General features: G+C 70.8%; 14 protein-coding genes and 2 riboswitches. Of the genes, 8 read left to right on the plus strand and 6 right to left on the minus strand.

Going from position 1 to position 17,346, the window contains the following annotated elements; translation table 11 throughout:
• The first annotated feature begins 48 nt into the window (after nt 1-48).
• The 4 genes from Q2K20_RS10370 to Q2K20_RS10385 are packed head-to-tail and all read left to right on the plus strand — an operon-like array spanning nt 49 to nt 3,712.
• On the plus strand, nt 49-1,047 hold the full coding sequence (locus tag Q2K20_RS10370; RefSeq protein ID WP_159149076.1) for an ABC transporter substrate-binding protein: 999 nt from the start codon (nt 49-51) through the stop codon (nt 1,045-1,047).
• A 1-nt stretch (nt 1,048) separates the two neighbouring features.
• Nucleotides 1,049-2,182 carry a FecCD family ABC transporter permease gene (locus Q2K20_RS10375; protein ID WP_390890272.1) on the plus strand — a complete coding sequence of 378 codons (1,134 nt, stop codon included), beginning with the start codon at nt 1,049-1,051 and terminating at the stop codon, nt 2,180-2,182.
• The gene (locus Q2K20_RS10380) at nt 2,179-2,961 is read left to right on the plus strand and encodes an ABC transporter ATP-binding protein (protein WP_119192614.1); all 783 of its coding nucleotides are present in this window, start codon (nt 2,179-2,181) and stop codon (nt 2,959-2,961) included. The genes Q2K20_RS10375 and Q2K20_RS10380 overlap by 4 nt, the downstream gene beginning before the upstream one ends.
• Nucleotides 2,954-3,712 carry a (2Fe-2S)-binding protein gene (locus Q2K20_RS10385; protein WP_119192613.1) on the plus strand — a complete coding sequence of 253 codons (759 nt, stop codon included), beginning with the start codon at nt 2,954-2,956 and terminating at the stop codon, nt 3,710-3,712. The genes Q2K20_RS10380 and Q2K20_RS10385 overlap by 8 nt, the downstream gene beginning before the upstream one ends.
• A gap of 54 nt (nt 3,713-3,766) precedes the next feature.
• Here the strand turns inward: Q2K20_RS10385 and cobA are convergent, their stop codons facing one another.
• The 4 genes from cobA to Q2K20_RS10405 all read right to left on the minus strand — a co-directional run bounded on the left by cobA (nt 3,767) and on the right by Q2K20_RS10405 (nt 10,758).
• Nucleotides 3,767-4,603, minus strand: coding sequence for a uroporphyrinogen-III C-methyltransferase (gene cobA / locus Q2K20_RS10390; RefSeq protein ID WP_269504563.1), 837 nt, complete (start codon nt 4,601-4,603; stop codon nt 3,767-3,769).
• Entirely contained in the window at nt 4,600-5,388 is a 789-nt protein-coding gene (cobF, locus tag Q2K20_RS10395; protein WP_269504561.1) for a precorrin-6A synthase (deacetylating), read from the minus strand. The genes cobA and cobF overlap by 4 nt, the downstream gene beginning before the upstream one ends.
• Complete coding sequence (gene cobN, locus Q2K20_RS10400; RefSeq protein ID WP_269504631.1) at nt 5,381-9,103, minus strand: cobaltochelatase subunit CobN; 3,723 nt, start codon at nt 9,101-9,103, stop codon at nt 5,381-5,383. The genes cobF and cobN overlap by 8 nt, the downstream gene beginning before the upstream one ends.
• A 71-nt stretch (nt 9,104-9,174) precedes the next feature.
• A riboswitch (cobalamin riboswitch) is annotated at nt 9,175-9,370 on the minus strand.
• A gap of 62 nt (nt 9,371-9,432) precedes the next feature.
• On the minus strand, nt 9,433-10,758 hold the full coding sequence (locus Q2K20_RS10405) for a M23 family metallopeptidase (protein WP_269504559.1): 1,326 nt from the start codon (nt 10,756-10,758) through the stop codon (nt 9,433-9,435).
• Nucleotides 10,759-10,850: 92 nt separating this feature from the next.
• Between Q2K20_RS10405 and Q2K20_RS10410 the strand changes: the two genes are divergently transcribed.
• The 4 genes from Q2K20_RS10410 to Q2K20_RS10425 all read left to right on the plus strand — a co-directional run bounded on the left by Q2K20_RS10410 (nt 10,851) and on the right by Q2K20_RS10425 (nt 14,433).
• Nucleotides 10,851-11,723: a nitrite reductase gene (locus Q2K20_RS10410; RefSeq protein ID WP_269504556.1), complete on the plus strand. Its 873-nt coding sequence runs from the start codon at nt 10,851-10,853 to the stop codon at nt 11,721-11,723.
• A 20-nt stretch (nt 11,724-11,743) separates the two neighbouring features.
• Nucleotides 11,744-11,818, plus strand: a riboswitch (cobalamin riboswitch).
• Nucleotides 11,819-11,891: 73 nt separating this feature from the next.
• Nucleotides 11,892-12,557 (plus strand): precorrin-8X methylmutase, encoded by a 666-nt coding sequence (locus Q2K20_RS10415; RefSeq protein ID WP_269504554.1) that lies wholly within the window; start codon nt 11,892-11,894, stop codon nt 12,555-12,557.
• Entirely contained in the window at nt 12,554-14,116 is a 1,563-nt protein-coding gene (locus Q2K20_RS10420) for a precorrin-2 C(20)-methyltransferase (RefSeq protein ID WP_269504552.1), read from the plus strand. Before Q2K20_RS10415 ends, Q2K20_RS10420 begins: the two co-directional genes overlap by 4 nt.
• Complete coding sequence (locus tag Q2K20_RS10425) at nt 14,113-14,433, plus strand: hypothetical protein (RefSeq protein ID WP_269504550.1); 321 nt, start codon at nt 14,113-14,115, stop codon at nt 14,431-14,433. The genes Q2K20_RS10420 and Q2K20_RS10425 overlap by 4 nt, the downstream gene beginning before the upstream one ends.
• A gap of 88 nt (nt 14,434-14,521) precedes the next feature.
• On the opposite strand, the gene Q2K20_RS10430 is transcribed toward Q2K20_RS10425, so the two are convergent.
• Complete coding sequence (locus Q2K20_RS10430) at nt 14,522-15,301, minus strand: SDR family NAD(P)-dependent oxidoreductase (protein ID WP_269504549.1); 780 nt, start codon at nt 15,299-15,301, stop codon at nt 14,522-14,524.
• Between the two features lie 919 nt (nt 15,302-16,220).
• Nucleotides 16,221-17,306 (minus strand): sensor histidine kinase, encoded by a 1,086-nt coding sequence (locus Q2K20_RS10435; RefSeq protein ID WP_269504547.1) that lies wholly within the window; start codon nt 17,304-17,306, stop codon nt 16,221-16,223.
• Between the last annotated feature and the right edge of the window lie 40 nt (nt 17,307-17,346).

Below are 17,346 nucleotides of genomic sequence, written 5' to 3' on the forward strand. Positions count from 1 at the left end.
GCGGGTCTCACGTGTCGTCGACCGCACGACACGATCCGAGGACTGATCATGTTCCGTCGCCACCCCAGAATCACGCTCGCCACCCTCCTCGTCGCGGGGGTCGCCCTCACCGGCTGCTCCCGCGGCGAGGCGCTCGCGGAAGGCGGCCCGGTCGAGTCGTTCGCCGACCCTGTGACCGTCACCAACTGTGAGCGCGAGACCACCTACACCGCTGCGCCCCGGCGCATCATCTCGATGAATGACCACGTCACCGAGACCCTCATCCAGATGGGGGCCGGCGACCGGATCGTCGGCATGGGCTACGGCGAGCAGGACGATGTCCTGCCGGAGGTCGCCGAGCAGTTCGAGGCCATTCCGTCCCTCTCGGAGGAGTACCCCACCTGGGAGCAGATCGTGGACCTCGAGCCGGACCTCGTGGTGGCCGGGATGCGCAGCGCCTTCGACGACAAGGAAGGCCGCAGCCGCGACGCCCTCGAGGCCGCGGGGATCAACACCTTCCTGTTCTCCGAGTACTGCGGAGAAGGCTTCGGCGACCTGTCGATGCTCGAGACCGACTTCTCCCAGCTCGGCCGGATCCTCGACGTCGAGCCGGGGGCACGGGACCTCACGGACCGGATCTCCGCCGAGATGAGGGAGGTCCGAGAGACGCTCGATGCGTCGGGTGCCACCGGCACCCCCACGTTCTTCTACGACGGCGGCGAATCAGAACCGACGACGATCGGCGGCGTGGGCATCGGACAACTGATCGGCGAGTACGCGGGCGCGGACAACATCTTCTCCGAGGGCGACCGCCCCTATCTCACGTCCACATGGGAGATCCTGGGCGAGCGTCAGCCCGAGGCGATCGTGGTACTCGACTACGGCGCCACCAGCGCGGAGGACAAGATCGCCTACCTGCGCGCGCAGCCCATCATGTCCACGACGCCGGCAATCCGTGAGAACCGCATCGTGGTGGTCCCGCTGTCCGACTTCTTCGAGAGCTCGCGGATGACGACCTCCACCGAGACCATCGCCCGTGAGCTGCACCCGCACGCGTTCGGGCAGTGACATGACGACCGTCGCCGAGAACACCGGCGGGCGCGTTGACCGCGCCGGCACGGGCATCGATCCCCGCCCCGGCTCCGGGCGCATCGCCGATGCCCCGCCCACCGGGCGGCGGTCGCTGTGGCTCATCTGCCTCCCGCTCGTGGCGGTGCTCGCGATGACGATCGCGGCCGGGGTCTCCCTGGGCTCGGTGTCCATCCCGATCGGGGACGTGTGGGCGATCGTCGCGCACCGACTGGCGCCGGGGGTCTTCGACCCGTGGTGGACCGACGCCCGCGAGGCGATCGTCCTCGAGTCGCGACTGCCCCGGGCGCTCATGGCGGCGGCCGTGGGCGCGTCGCTGGCCGTGGCGGGTGGCGTCGCCCAGGCGGTCACCCGCAATCCGCTCGCCGACCCGTATCTGCTCGGTGTCTCCTCGGGCGCGGGCTTCGGCGTCGTGGTGCTCACGGTCCTCGGCGTGGGCGCCGGGATGTGGGGCGTGTCCACCCTGCCGATCGCGGCGTTCCTCGGCGCGCTGCTCCCGCTGGCGGGCGTCGTCCTGGTGGCCCGCCGCGCCCATGATACGACCGCCATCGTGCTGGTCGGGGCGGCCATGACGATGGTGTTCGGTGCGCTCAACACGTTCACGTTGCTGGTCCTCGGCGACGACCATCAACTCGGTACCGTCATGCGCTGGCTGGCGGGCGGGTTCGGTGACGCCGGGTGGACCATGCTGTGGGCGCCCGTGGCTATCCTCGCCGTCGCCGGCACGGTGGTGATGCTGTGCAGCCGCCACCTCGACCTGCTTCTCACCGGTGACGACGGCGCCACCGCGATGGGCGTCAACGTCCCGCGCTTCCGGGTGCTCATGCTGCTGCTCGTCTCGTTGCTCACCGCGGGCGCGGTGGCGGTCTCCGGGACGATCGGCTTCATCGGCCTGCTCATCCCCCACCTCGCGGGGTTCTTCACGGGCCGCACGGCGGCGCGCCTGCTTCCCGCGGCGGCGCTGCTCGGCGCCGTCGCGTTGGTGCTGGCCGACCTCGCCGCCCGCGCGGTGAGCGAGGGCACCGAGCTGCCGGTGGGCGTGGTGACCGGCGTCGTGGGCGGCCCGGTGTTCCTGCTCATGCTGTGGCACCGCTACGGGAAGGCGTCGCGATGAGCACCCTCTCCGCGCACGGCGTCTCCGCCCGGCTCGGCGGTCGACGGATCCTCCACGGTGTCGACCTCACGGTCGCGCCCGGCCGGGTCACCGCACTCGTCGGCCCGAACGGCAGCGGCAAGACGACGCTGCTGCGCACCTGCTACCGCGCCCTGCCGGTGTCGGCCGGGATGGTCTCGGTGGACGGAGCGGACGTCTCCTCGCTGCGTCGCCGCACGCTGGCCCGCGCGGTGGGGGCCAGTACGCAGGAACCGGTCTCGTTGGGCGGCATCACGGTCCGCGAATCGGTTCGCCTGGGCCGGACGGTCACACGGGGACTTCTCGAGCCCTTCGGCGCCGACGACTCGGCGGTCGTGGAGGATGTCCTCGCCCGGGTCGGGCTGACCGAGCTGGCCGAGCGAGACGTGGTGGCATTGTCCGGCGGCGAGAAGCAACGCGTGTCGATCGCGCGCACCCTCGCCCAGCGGCCCGAGGTGCTCCTGCTGGACGAGCCGACCAATCACCTCGACCTGCACCAGCAATTGTCGGTTCTCCTCCTGCTCCGCGAGTTGGCGGCCGACGGGCTGGCGGTGCTGCTCACGATCCACGATCTGCGGATGGCCACCGAGTACTGCGATGTCATCGCGGTCCTGCACCGCGGTCACCTTGTCGCGACCGGCGCGCCGGAGGAGGTCCTGGACGCCGCGGTACTGCGGGAGGTGTTCGGGGTGCGTGGCGAGGTGCGGGCGGGGCCGGACGGCCGCCGCACGCTCGACGTGGCGGGGCTCGCCGATGAGTGACGGGACCGTGGGTGACGACGGCGACGACGACGAGCTCCGCGCCCCCGAGACCGTGACAGCCGCGTACTCGGGCGTCTCGGACCTCCTCGGCGACTTCGTCCGCACCATCGAACACGGCCCGGAGGTCCTGCCCGGATCGGTGCTGACGGACCCGCGGTGGCTGGCCCGGCGGGTGGAGAACACCGGCCGGCGCTGGAACCATGGCGATCCGCGGGTGAATGGCACGCTGTGGTGGTACTCGGCCAGTTCGACGCTGGTGGCCGCGCCGCTGGTCATGCTGCTCGCGATCGGCCGCGCGCCCGATCCCCGACCGCAGCGGCTCTCCGTCTCGCTGCAGCCGAACGGCTATCTCCACTCGGCGCTGTCGGAACACCTCCTGCCGTCGACCGCGGCCTACGCCGACGCGCTGCTGGAGGCCCACGGCGAGGTGATCGCCGCCCTCGCGGAGGTCTCGGGCGCGGCACCGCGGGCGCTGTGGGCGATCGCGACCGACTCCATCGCGAACCGCGCGCTCGAGGCGGGCCGCGCGGCGGGCGACCCGAACCGCGGCTCCGAGCTCGCACACGCCGTGTGCCGCCCGCCGTTGCTACCGGCTCGGTACACCGATGTGGAGGGCCCCGAGCGGACGCGCCGGTTCGTCCGCCGCAGCTCCTGCTGCCTCATCTATCTGGCCACCGACGGCGGCACGTGCGCGAGCTGCCCGCGCCGTGCCCCGGAGGACCACCGAGCCGAGCTCGTCCGTCGGCCATAGTTTCGCGATCCGCGCATCCGCGACCACTCGTCGAGGGCGGACCCGGCCGGCCGACTACCCACAGCTCGTTCCGGCGGACAGCTGCCCTGCCAGCCCGGCGACCGCCCCGATCACGGTGATCGCGGGCGGCGCGACCTCCGCTTCGGCCGCCTGCCGCGCGATCGTCGCCAGCGTCCCACGCAGGACGCGCTGCGCCGGGGTCGAGCCGTTCTCGATCATGATCGCGGGAGTATCCGCTGCAAGCCCTTCGGCGAGAAGCTCGGCGGTGATGGCGGCGAGGTTCGTCACCGCCATGAGCAGCACGAGCGTGGTCCCGGATCGGGCGAGCGCGCCGTAGTCGAGGGTCGAGTGCGGGCTGTCCGGCGGGACGTGGCCGGAGATCACCGACACGCCCTGCGAGAGCCCGCGGTGGGTGGCCGGGACGCCGGCGAGGGCCGGAACCGACAGGGCCGAGGTGACGCCCGGGATCACGGTGACGGGCACCCCGGCCGCGGTGCACGCGAGGTGCTCCTCGGCGCCGCGGCCGAACAGGAAGCTGTCGCCGCCCTTGAGTCGGACGACGGTGCGCCCGCGCCGCGCGTGCTCGACGAGGATCCGGTTGATCTCCTCCTGCGGGGTCGCCGGACCGAAGGGCACCTTGCCCACGTCGATCACCTCGATGCCGGGGTCGAGCTCGTCGAGGATCGACACCGGTCCCAGGCGGTCGGTCACCACCACATCGGCGGTGCGGACGGCGTCGAGGCCGGCCACGGTCATCAGCCCCGGGTCCCCCGGCCCGCCGCCGACCAGCACGACCCGGCCCGCGCAGTCCCGCGCGGCCGTGGCGCCGGCGCTGTCCTTCCCGCCGGTCGTCCCGGCCGTCGCCCCGGCGGTGTCCTTCTCAGCCGTCATCGGGCCGTCGTCCCTTCTCCGCGTCGCAGTAGATACACGTCCATCACCCAGCCGTGCTCATCGCGCAGCCGCTCGCGGTGCGCGCGCAGGTCCGGCAGGACGTCGCCCACGCGGCCCGCGACGAGCGTCTCGCCGGCGTCGCCGAGGTTCCCGCCCCACCAGATGTGCCAGTCGGCCAGGTCATCGAGCGGCAGGTCGCCGTTGAGCATCACCACCACGTTGTCGGCGCCGGCGGCCACGACCTCGCGCAGCCGGCGACCGGTGGTCACGGTGACCGTGCCGCCGATCTCGTGCAGGACCAGACGGTGGCGCGCGGCCAGAACCTGGAGCGCGGAGATCCCGGGCACGACGTCCACCTCCAGGTCCAGCGCACCGCGCTCGGCGATCCGGTCGAGGATCCTCAGCGTGGAGTCGTAGAACGCCGGGTCGCCCCACACGGGGATCGCCACATCGCCGGGCCGGGAGGCCACGACGCGTTCCCAGGCCAGGGAGCGGGCCTCGTGCCAGTCCGTCACCACGCCGCGATACCCGGCGTCGGAGGAGGTCGACGACGACGAGCGGTCCCTCTCCGGATCGGGCACACCCACCAACTCGACGCCCGGCGCGTGGCGGGCGAGCAGCCGCGCGCGGAGGTCGACCAACGGGTCGGCCGGGCCTTTGACGGCCGCGAGGGCGTAGTCGCTGGCGCGCAGGGCCCGGGCGGCCTCGACCGTGATCTGGTCGAGCCCGCCCGAGCCGATGCCCACGACCCGCACCCGCCTGCGGCCGGTGGGGAACTCAGTCACCGTGGGACTCCTCGAGATCGCCCTCCACATCGAGGTAGACCTGCCGCATCCGGTCCATGATGTCCGCGTCGGGCTCGGCCCACATCCCGCGGTCGGCGGCCTCGGAGAGCCGCTCGATCATCCCGCGCAGCGCCCACGGGTTGGACCGGCGCAGGAACTCCTGGTTGGTCTCGTCCAGGACGTACTCGCGGGCGAGCGAGTCGTACATCCAGTCGTGGACCACGCCGGCGGTGGCGTCGAACCCGAAGAGGTAGTCCACCGTGGCCGCCAGCTCGAACGCGCCCTTGTAGCCGTGACGTTGCATGGCCGCGATCCACCGCGGGTTCACCACGCGGGCGCGGAATACCCGCGTTGTCTCCTCCGCCAGCGACCGGGTGCGCACGGCATCAGGCGTGGTCGAGTCGCCCACATAGGCGCGCGGCTCGGCGCCGGTGAGCGCGCGGACGGTGGCGATCATCCCGCCGTGGTACTGGAAGTAGTCGTCCGAGTCGGCGATGTCGTGCTCGCGGGTGTCGATGTTCTTGGCCGCCACCGCGATGCGCCGGTAGTTGGTGCGCATGTCGTCGGCCGCGGGGACTCCGTCGAGGTCGCGGCCGTAGGCGTACCCGCCCCAGCGGGTGTAGACCTCGGCCAGGTCTCGGTCGTCGCGCCAGTTGCCCGCCTCGATGGTCTGCAGGATCCCGGCGCCGTAGGAGCCCGGTGCGGAGCCGAATATGCGGGTGGTGGCCCGGCGGTGGTCGGAGTGCTCGGCCAGATCGGCCCGCGTGTGGGCGGCGACGAAGTTGTGTTCGTCGGGCTCGTCCAGCTCGGCGACCATCCGCACGGCGTCGTCGAGCATCCCGATGACGTGCGGGAACGCATCGCGGAAGAAGCCCGAGATGCGCACGGTCACGTCGACGCGCGGGCGGCCCAGTTCCTCGGACGGGACCACCTCCAGGCCCGTGACCCGGCGGGAGGCCTCGTCCCACTCGGGGCGGACGCCCAGCAGTGCCAGGACCTCGGCGATGTCGTCCCCGGAGGTGCGCATGGCCGAGGTGCCCCAGATCGACAGCCCCACCGAGCTCGGGTACTCCCCGGTCTCGGCGACGTGCCGGTCCAGCAGCGAGTCCGCCATGGCCTGACCGGTCTCCCACGCCAGCCGCGACGGGACGGCGCGCGGGTCCACCGTGTAGAAGTTCCGGCCCGTGGGCAGCACATTGACCAGACCCCGCAGCGGGGATCCCGAGGGCCCGGCCGGGATGAACCCGCCGTCCAGTGCGTGGATGACGGCGTCCAGCTCGTCGACAGTGGCGGCCAGGCGCGGCACCACCTCGCGGGCGGCGAACTCGAGCACCTGCGCGACCTCGTCGTCGTCGCCCTCTGGCGCGCCGTCACCCGCGCCGCCGTCACCCGCCCCACCCGCGGTGAGGCCCGCGGCGGCGAGGACGTCGGGCACCGCGGCGACGTCCCACTCCCGCGCGTCCATCCCCTCGACCAGCGCCTTGGCGAGCGCCTCGACCCGGTCGACCTCCTCGGTCGGCGCGCCCTCGGCCAGCCCGAGTGCGCGGCGCAGGCCCGGAACCGCGCCGGACTCGCCGCCCCACACCTGCGAGGCCCGCAGGATCGCCAGCACCAGGTTGACGCGCGCCTCGCCCGCGGGCGCCTGGCCCAGGACGTGCAGGCCGTCGCGGATCTGAACGTCCTTGATCTCGCACAACCAGCCGTCGACGTGGAGGAGGAAGTCGTCGAACTCCTCGTCGTCGGGCCGCTGCTCGAGGCCAAGGTCCTCGTGCATGTGCGCGGACTGCATGAGGGTCCAGATCTGCGCGCGGATGGCCGGGAGCTTGGCCGGATCCATCGACGCGATGTTCCCGTACTCGTCGAGCAGCTGCTCCAGCCGCGCGATGTCCCCGTACGACTCGGCACGCGCCATGGGCGGGACCAGGTGGTCGACGATCGTCGCGTGCGCACGGCGCTTGGCCTGCGCGCCCTCGCCGGGGTCGTTGACGAGGAACGGGTAGATCAGCGGAAGGTCGGCGATCGCCGCGTCGGTGGCACAGTCCGCCGAGAGCGCCGCGTTCTTGCCCGGCAGCCATTCGAGCGAGCCGTGTTTGCCGATGTGCACCAGCGCATGCGCCCCGAAGCCGTGGGCGAGCCAGCGATAGGCGGCCAGGTAGTGGTGGGACGGCGCGAGCTCGGGGTCGTGATAGATGGCGACCGGGTTCTCGCCGAAGCCGCGGGGCGGCTGGATCAACAGGACGACATTGCCGGCCTGGATGGTGGCCAGGACGATCTCGCCGGCGTCGTTGACGAACAGCTCGCCCGGCGCGGGCCCCCACGCCTCGACCATCTCCGCACGCAGCGCCTCGGGCAGGTCCGCGGTCCAGCGCAGGTAGTCGTCGGTGGAGATCCGCACGTGACTGTCGGTGAGCTGGGCGCTGGTGAGCCACTCCTCGTCCTGCCCGCCCGCGTCGATGAGCGCGTGGATGAGGGCGTCGCCGGCGGCGGTGTCGTCGGCGTAACCGCCCTCCGCGACGGTGCCGTCCGCCCCCCGCTCGGTGAGGTCGAGGCCCGGTCGATCAAGAAAGCGCGCGATGGGGCCGTCGTCCGGGCCCAGGTCGTAGCCCTCGTCGCGCATCCGGCGCAGCAGGCGGATGGTCGAGACCGGGGTGTCCAGGCCGACGGCGTTGCCGATGCGGGAGTGCTTCGTGGGGTACGCCGACAGGACCAGCGCGACCTTGCGGTCGGCCGGCGCCACGTGGCGCAGCCGCGCGTGGGCCACGGCGATCCCGGCGACGCGCGCGCACCGCTCCGGATCGGCCACGTAGCGGGGCAGGCCGTCGGCGTCGATCTCCTTGAACGAGAACGGCGCGGTGATGATCCGGCCGTCGAACTCGGGGATCGCGATCTGGTTGGCGGAGTCCAGCGGGTTGACGCCGTCGTCTGAGGTAGACCAGTCCTCCCGGCTCCACGTCAGGCACAGGCCCTGCAGGACGGGGATGTCCAGCGCGGCGATGCGCTCGACGTCCCACGTCTCGTCCTCGCCGCCCGCACTCACCGCGCCGGGCGTGGTGCCGCCGGCAGCGAGAACCGTCACGACCAGCGCATCGAGAGTGCCGAGCGCGTCAAACAGCTCGTCGGGGGCCGAGCGCAGGGAGCCGGCGAAGACCGGCACTCCCACCGCGCCAGCGGCGTCGATCGCGTCGGCCAGCGAGTGCGCGAACCCGGAGTTCCCGCTCACCTCGTGGGCGCGGTAGTAGAGCACTCCGACGCGGGGCAGGCCGGGGGCTTCCGTCGTGTCCGGCCGCGGCGGCATACCCCACACCGGCACGTTCTCCGGCGGCTCGAACCCGACGCCGGTGAGCAGCACGGTGTCGGCCAGGAATGCGTGCAGCTGCGCGAGGTTGCCCGGGCCGCCCTCGGCGAGATAGCGGTGCGCCTCGGCCGCGATGCCGATCGGGACCGTGGACAGCTCCATCAGGTCGGCGTCGGGGGTCTGCTCCCCACCCAGGACCACTACCGGGACGCCCGCGCCGAGCACGGCGGCGAACCCGGCCTCCCAGGATCGTCGGGAGCCGAGAATGCGGACCACCACCAGGTCGGCGCCGACGAGCAGTGCGGGCAGATTCGCCTCGACGTCGAGTCGGGACGGGTTGCCGAGCGTGAACGCCGCGCCGGATTCGCGCGCGGAGAGCAGGTCCGTATCGGAGGTGGACAACAGGGTGATGCGGGGCACGTCGTGCTGTGCCGAGGCGTCATCAGGGGACGCCGAACGCCGGTCGGGGCGCATGTTCTTCTCCAAACCCTCGTGGAACATGTCGCCGTGGCCGGTCTCCTGGCTTTCGCATCAACGCCGTGCGACCAACCTTCCCGGATCCTGGAGGGTCCAGTGGTCTCCGCCCCGTGAGGGACGGACGAGGGTGCGCGACTCCGCGACTACAGTGGCGAGGGCCGCGCCGGCTTTTCCTCCGGCTTCCCGAGCACCACGGCACCGGCGAGCCTATCCGGCGCACCCCGCCCGTGGCCGACCGGCTGCCTCGCGTCAGCCAGGGACGGCCATCCCGGTCAGGGGAAGTCCACCACCGCGAGGTTGAGTGGCAGCTCGCCTCTCCGCGGCTCCGGTGAGAGGTCCGCGGTGTCGACGAAGGTGCCGGACAGGAAGTCGTCGGCGTCGGCGATCCGCTGCGGCGGGACCTGCCCGGCGTAGTCGAACCCCTTCAGCTCGTACGGCAGCGAGTCGGCCTCGAGCAGGCTCGGCCCGTGCATGAGCTGGAAGTGAAGGTGCGAGGCGTTGGCGTTGCCGGTGTTCCCGAGCTTGCCGAGCACTTGGCCCTCGGTCACCGTGTCGCCGGGTTTCACCGTGACCGAGCCGGAGATCATGTGTGCGTACATCGCGTACACGCCGTCGCCGAGGTCGAGCACCACGTGGTTGCCGTCCACGTTCTCGACGGTGAGCTTGGACGCCAGTTCCGGGTTGCTGGCGGGCAGGACCCCCGGCGCATTGGCCTCCATCCCGTCGAGGACCGAGACGACGGTGGCGTCGGCGACGGCGAGGATCTCGGCGCCGTAGTCCACGTAGCTCTCGTTGTGGTTCCTGTCGCCGGTGTAGAACTCGCCCTGGTCGTTGGTGCGCTTCCAGTCGATTGCGAACCGCTGGCTGTTGTTGAGTTTGCCGTTGACCGACATCACCGAACTGCGGTGCGGGAACCCCGGTTCGCAACACCCGTTGAGGGCCACCCAGTTCTCGCCCCGCACGGGCGGCGCGATGACCGGCACGGTGCGGGTGGAGAAGGCAACCGGTGTCGTAAGGTAGTCGATGGGTCCCGGCTCCCCGAACGCCGGCGAGGCGGCACCGGTCCCGTAGAGGTGGTGCAGCACCGCGTCCGGGGCCTGGTCGAGCGAGTCGAGGGTGAAGTCGATGAACACGACCCGGCTCTCCTGCGGCGGGATCTGCGCGGTGTCGACGTACCCGGCGGGCAGGTCGCGCAAGCGGTTGCAGTCACCGAAGACGCAGTCCGGGTCCACGAGAGCGGCGGCGGAGAAGCTGGCGATGACCTTGGTGGGATCGGTGCCGTCCACCACCTCGATCTTGTCCACGCTCGCCGGCACCTTGGTGGCGTTGGTGAGCTGCAGGTCGTAGGCCACGTGGTACTTGCCGTCCGTGCCCTTGAACGGCAGCGGCGGGTTGCCGATGGGAATCATCGTCAGCGCGGTGAACGCGTCCGGGACGGTCACCCCGGCGGCGGACCCGGCGGCCGGTGATGCCGTGGTCGTGGCGGCCGCTTCGGCGGCGGCGGGTTCGGTGGCGGCGTCCGACGAGCACCCGGCCGCGACCAGTGCGACTGCGGTGAGGGCGGAGGCGAGAAGGGTGGGTACGCGGCGAGGTGTCACGGTGGAGCTCCGTTTCTTCAGTTGTGAAGAAAAAACTTACCCTCTGCCGTCTGGGAAAAGTACACCGGCGACGGGCTGCCACAATGGCCCCCGTGAGCATCGCCGAACCCACCCGCCGGACCCGTGGCGACATGTGCCCGGGCGTCCTGCGGCCGTGGCCGGCCTCCGACGGCGCCCTGGTCCGACTGCGCGTGCCGGGTGGCCGCGTGTCACCGGCGGCCCTGTCCGCCCTGCACGGGGTCGCCGTGAGATATGGCGACGACGACAACGTGCACGTGACCACGCGTGCGAACCTGCAGCTTCGGGCCCTGCCGATCGGTCCGGACGGGCAGCTGCCCGGCGAGGTGGTGGCGGCGATCGCGGAGACGGGCCTGCTCCCCGCGCCCGGGCACGAGCTGGTGCGCAACGTCCTCGTCTCGCCGATGACGGGCCTGGTCGGTGGCAGCGCGGACCTGCGACCGGTGACTGACGCGCTGGACGCCGGACTGCTGGCCGACCCTGCGCTCGGCGGTCTGCCGGGCCGATTCCTGTTCGTCCTGGACGACGGCCGCGGGGACCTGCTCGACCGCTCCTGCGACCTGGGCCTGGTCGCCCTGGATGCCGACACCGCGCAGCTGCGGGTGGGCGACCGCTGGTCCGAGGTGGTGCCGCTGGCCGACGCCGCCGACCGGCTGGTCGAGCTGGCCCGCGAGTTCGTCGACGCCCGCGGCACCGGCCCGGACGCCCCGTGGCACGTGCGGGAACTGCCAACCCCCCTCTTCGAGGCCCGCCCCGCGGACGGCCGACTGCCGAGCCCGGCCCCGGCGCTGCCGTACGGGCCGGTCGCGGGGTCCGCGGGGCGGATCGAGCACGTCGAAGCGCCGGACGGGACCCTCGACCGCCACCTCATCGCCCGGCTCACCGGCGGCGACGTCGCCGAGCTCATCGTGACCCCGTGGCGCGGGGTGCTGGTCGTCCGCGAGTAGGCTGCGGGCTGTCCCACGGCGAGGAACCCGGTGCAAGTCCGGGGCGGTTCCGCCACTGTGAGGCCCGTCGAGCCGATGGGCCCAGCCAGATACTCACCGGGGATCAGCGCGCTCCCACCGCGTCGCTGCGACTTCTCACACCGGGGCGAGAACCCCGAGGAGGACCCCATGAGTGCTGCCCTGAGGCCGCCGCGTCGCTACGACTACGTCGACGACGGGCCCGCCATCTACGTCGACTCCTTCGCGACCATCCGCGGCGAGACCGACCTGTCCCGCGTTCCGGCCGACGCCGAGCGACTGGCCGTGCGGATGGTCCACGGCACCGGCCAGACGGACCTGACCCGTGACCTGCAGGTGCACCCCGGCCTGGTCAGCGCTGCGAGGTCGGCGCTCGACGCCGGCGCGCCGATCCTCTGCGACGCCCACATGGTCGCCTCCGGGATCACCCGGGCCCGGCTCCCCCGCGACAACGACGTGGTGTGCACCCTGTCCGATCCCGGCGTCCGCGACCTGGCCGCGCGGATGGGCACCACCCGCTCCGCCGCCGCGCTGGCGTTGTGGGGCGACCCCCTCGACGGCGCCGTCGTCGCGATCGGCAACGCCCCCACCGCCCTGTTCCACCTGCTGGAGATGATCCTCGACGGTGCTCCCCGGCCCGCCGCGATCGTCGGCTGCCCGGTGGGTTTCATCGGAGCCGCCGAGTCCAAGGCCGCGCTCGCGGCGTTCGCGGACGACCACGGCATCGACATCCCCTTCGTCACCGTCCACGGCCGGCGCGGCGGGTCCGCGATGACCGCCTCTGCCGTCAACGCCCTGGCCCAGGAGGCGGAGTGACCGGCCGTCTGTACGGCGTCGGCGTGGGACCGGGCGATCCCGAGTTGCTCACGCTCAAGGCCGCCCGGCTCATCGGCGCGGCCGACGTCGTGGCTTTTCACGCTGGGCGCGGCAAGGAATCCAACGCGCGTCGCATCGCCGCCGAGCTCATCCCTTCTGGCGCGATACAGGAGCGACTGGAGTATCCGGTAACCACGGGCGTCACCGACCACCCGGGCGGGTACGCGGGCGCGATCGCGGACTTCTACGAGCGCAGCGCGCAGCGACTGGCCGAGCACCTGGCCGCCGGCCGGGACGTGGTCCTGCTCTCGGAGGGAGACCCGCTGTTCTACGGCTCCTTCATGTACATGCACGACAAGCTCGCCGCTCGATTCGAGACCGAGATCGTGCCCGGTATTCCCGCGTTCGCCGCTGCCACCGCCGCGGCCGCCACTCCCCTGGTCAGGCAGACCGACGTCCTCACCGTCCTGCCGGGCACGCTCCCCGAGCCCGAGCTCGCGCGGCGCCTTGCAGACACCGACGGTGCGATCATCATGAAGCTCGGCCGCAACTTCCCCGCCGTCCGGCGGGCCCTCGAGGCGGCCGGGCGGCTCGACGGCGCGGTCTATGTGGAGCGGGCCTCAACCGACGCGGAGGCACATCACCCGGTCAGCGAGGTCGACCCGGACTCCGTGCCGTACTTCTCGCTCATCGTCGTCCCCGGCGACTCTCAGCACTCCGACCCCACCGGCCGCCGGCCCGCACAGCTCTCTGCGCCCGGGGAGCCCTCCCCGGGTCGTACCGCCGGCTCGGCCGACTCCACGGACGGGCAGGCCCCGCTATCGCGCGGCGTCGTGCACGTCGTCGGCCTGGGCCCGGGGCCGCAGGACTGGCTCACCCCGGAGGCCACGCGGATCCTGTCCGAGGTCGACCACGTGGTGGGGTACGCCCCGTACGTCGACCGCGTCCCGCAGCGGGCGGGCTTGCGCAGACACTGCTCCGGCAACACCGTCGAGGTCGACCGGGCGGCACTCGCCCTGGAGTTGGCCGGCGCGGGCGAGCAAGTGGCCGTGGTCTCCGGCGGCGACGCGGGCGTGTTCGGCATGGCCTCGGCGGTCTTCGAGGCCGCGGAGGATCCGCGCTTCACCGGCATCGACGTCCACGTCGCTCCCGGGGTCTCCGCGGTACAGGCGGTGGCCGCGCGGGCGGGCGCTCCCATCGGTGCGGACTTTGCCGTGGTGAGCCTGTCGGACCGGCTCAAGCCGTGGGACGTGATCGACCAGCGGCTGGACGCGATCGCCGCCGCGGATCTGGTCCTGGCGGTCTACAACCCCGCCTCCCGCTCGCGCACCCACCAGGTCTCCGACGCCCGCGAGGTGATCCTGCGTCACCGTTGCCCGACCACGCCCGTCGTGGTGGGCCGTGACGTGGGCCGAGCCGAGGAATCGTTGACCGTCACCACCCTCGGCGAACTCGACTGTGGGTCGATCGACATGAAGTGCCTGCTCATAGTGGGCGCCTCCGGGACGCGGATCACGGACTCCGGCCGGGTGTGGAGCCCCCGGTTCGTACGGGCATGAGCACCGATCCCGGCCCCGGCGACGATCGCGCGGTCGATGTCGAGGCATTGTGGCGCGTTCTGGCGACGCGCCGGGACCATCGGCACTTCCACCACACCCCTTTCGCGCCAGACCGTCGAGCGGCTCCCCGCGTCTTCGCCGTGGCGCCGAGCGTCGGGCTGAGCCAATCATGGCACGTCACGAGCTTCGTCGATCCCGACCACTTCTCCGGGAGCGTTCCGCTGCCGGAGGACGCCCGTCCCCTGGCATACCACTGTTTGGGGCACCCCGCTCTGGAGCTCAAGGAGTCGCTGCTGCAGACCGTCGACTGGGTCTAGTGGCCGGCGGGAATTAACGGCCCGGCGGAGACTCACGACCAGCATTGCTGTTGAGATGCACCCGGCATACGGGTCAGCCGTCAGCCCTCTACGGATGGAAGTACGAGGCTCCGTTGAGGTCGAGTACGGCGCCCGAGGACCAGACCGCCTCGGGGGAGGCAAGGTAGAGCACGGCGTGTGCCACCTCTTCCGGGGTGGCAACGCGACCGAAGGGGCTCTGTGCGCGCAGCCCATCGCCGACCGGGCCAGCCAGTGTCGTCGCCTGGCGTTCGGTGGCTACGACGCCCGGCGCCACCGACGAGACCGAGATTCCGTACGGGGCAAGCGTCGCGGCGATTGACTGCCCGAACGCGTGGAGTGCGGCTTTACTGGCCGCATAGGCCGGGTGCTCGGGCTCGCCCTTGAACGCGCCGCGCGACCCGATGTTCACCACGGCGCCAGAACCGCCGCCTTCACGGAGCTGCTGCGCGAACGCCCAGGTGACGTGGGCGGCTCCCAGGAGATTGACCGACAACATCTGCTCCCAACGATCCGTCCAGTCCTCGAACGTTGCGTCTACGATCGGATGAGCGTTGAACGGGCTCGGAGCGATACCTGCGTTGTTGATCAGCACGTCCACCCCTCCCAGCTCGCTCAGGACCTTCTGCACGAGGGCTCGGCACTGGTGCGGGTCACTGATGTCGGCGTTCACCATGACGTGCCCATCGCCATCAAGGGACTCGAGCGTACGTCGAGCTTCCTCGGGGCGCGATGCGTAGTGAACAGCCACGATATCCCCGAGCCGGGCAAACGCCTGTGCCACGGCACGGCCAATACCCTGGGTGGCGCCGGTGACCAGCACCCGCCGTCCGGACGCGGGCACGGTCATGTCCGCTGCCCACAGTCGGTGCGCTGCGACTCGATTGCAGGCCCTGCGCCGCCGGAGATCAACCGGTGCTGCTGGACGCAGGAGCTCAAGCGGACGCAGGCGGTAGGGCCAAGGGCCCCGATGAGCCGTTCATCATTGTCGCGAGGCGTCATGCTTGTTGAGATTACGCGTGCGCCCTCGAGACGGGCGGCTGTATTTACGTCCCGCGCCACGGGCAGCCCATCAGGCCTTATCCACTTCGTAAAGCGGGCATGCGGTGAGGATCTCCGGACCAGGTTCGGCGACCAATCCCGTCGCCTCACTATTACGGGCATGCGCGACAGCGGCCGACTTGAACCCAAGTAGCCAGAGCCCGCAAGAACCATCGCTGTAGGGACGTTCTTCTCTACTTCATCAAGGTCGCCGAACTTGGAGCCCGCCAAGCCTCACCGTAGCCACCGTCACCTGCGATGTGGCGCTGGAGAATGTCGCCGGACCGGATCCATCTCAGGTGATTGGAACAATGGCCGAGAACGTAGATTCTGTAAAGCTACGGAGGTCGGCTTCCTAAGAACGCAACAGATGTGGCTTCTAGCGGACCAGCCAGGTCTCGCCCTCACACATCCGAATGGTGACCTTCTCCCCGCTGTTGTTGCGGCCGGTCACCTTCACCAGTCCGGATGGTGTGACGACTTGCTTGCTTGCCTTCAGCCATGACTGCTGTTGCTCGTCAAAAACTTCCGAATGATCTCCTAGACCGTTAACGGTCCATCGTCGCTCCGTCAATTGTCTCCTCTTATCTGGTGTTGGCCTCGTCCGGTGCGGGGCCGAGATGGTGTCGCTCGAAGACCGAGAGATGCCCTCATGTTAACTCGGGAGACAATTGTGTATATGCCGAGAGATCAGCGAGGGTGGGGGCATAAATAGGTGGTGGGCTAGTTTATGACTGCATTGTGGTTCCTTGCGCCTCTCGCGCAGAGGGGAGTTCGAGTGTGAATTGTGCTCCGTGGCCTAGGCCGCGGCTGCTTACTCGGATTCGCCCTCCGTGTGCTTCGACCAGTGCTCGGGTGATCGCCAGGCCGATTCCGGTGCCGCCTGCGTTTCGGCCTCGGGCGGGATCGGCTCGGTAGAAGCGGTCGAAGAGATGCTCTAGGTGCTGGGCGGCGATCCCTTCCCCGGTGTCGGAGACGGTGATCGCGGTTGTGTTCGTTCTCGAAGGAGCAGCGCTGAGGGTGACGGTCCCTCCGGTCGGTGTGTGTCGTAGGGCGTTGTCGAGGAGGTTTCCCAATACCTGTCCGATTCGTTCGGCATCCACGGTGACGTCGGTCGGCTCGATGTCGCCTATGTGCAGCTGGACGCCTTTGTCCGCGTAGCGTTCGCGTGCTGCGTTAACTGCCGTTGCCACCAGGTCTTTGGTGGTGGTTCGAACTGGTTGCAGTCGTGTGAGGTGTTCTTCTGCATCGGAGACGTCGACGATGTCCGAGGCGAGCCGTTCGAGCCGCCGGGTGGCCGCCCACAACACTTGCCTTGTGGAGTCGTCGAAGGCACGGACTCCGTCGTCCACGGCCTCGAGGTAGGAGTCGATGGTGGCCAGCGGGGTGCGCAGCTCGTGACCCAGATCCGCGAGCATCCTTCGCCTGGTGGCATCTGTCGCATCGAGACGCCTGGCCAGTTCGTTGACGCTGGTGGCCAGATCGTCGAACTCCCGGCCAAGTTTCGGACTTGTCACCCGGGTCTCGTATTGCCCTCGCGCTATGTCTGCCGTCGAGGTGGTGACCATGGTGACCGAGCGCTGGACTCGGCGGGTGAGGTACCAGCTGGTGAGCAAGGCCACCAGGACCGCGATTGCTACCGCCAGCCCCCAGGCCAGGACTATGGCGACCGTGAAGGCTTCTTCGACGTGGGCTGCTTCGTTCGAATCGTGGTCGATTCCGGCTTGACCGAGGTGGTCGTGGAAAATGCCCGGGGCCAGGGCGGAGGCGACGAGCCACGCGCTGACCGCGCACCCGACGACCACGCTGGACATGGCCAGAAGCAGGCGGGTTCCGAAGCTGAACCCAGCGACG

The sequence above is a fragment of the Dietzia sp. IN118 genome (assembly GCF_032905965.1).
Lineage (GTDB): Bacteria > Actinomycetota > Actinomycetes > Mycobacteriales > Mycobacteriaceae > Dietzia > Dietzia kunjamensis.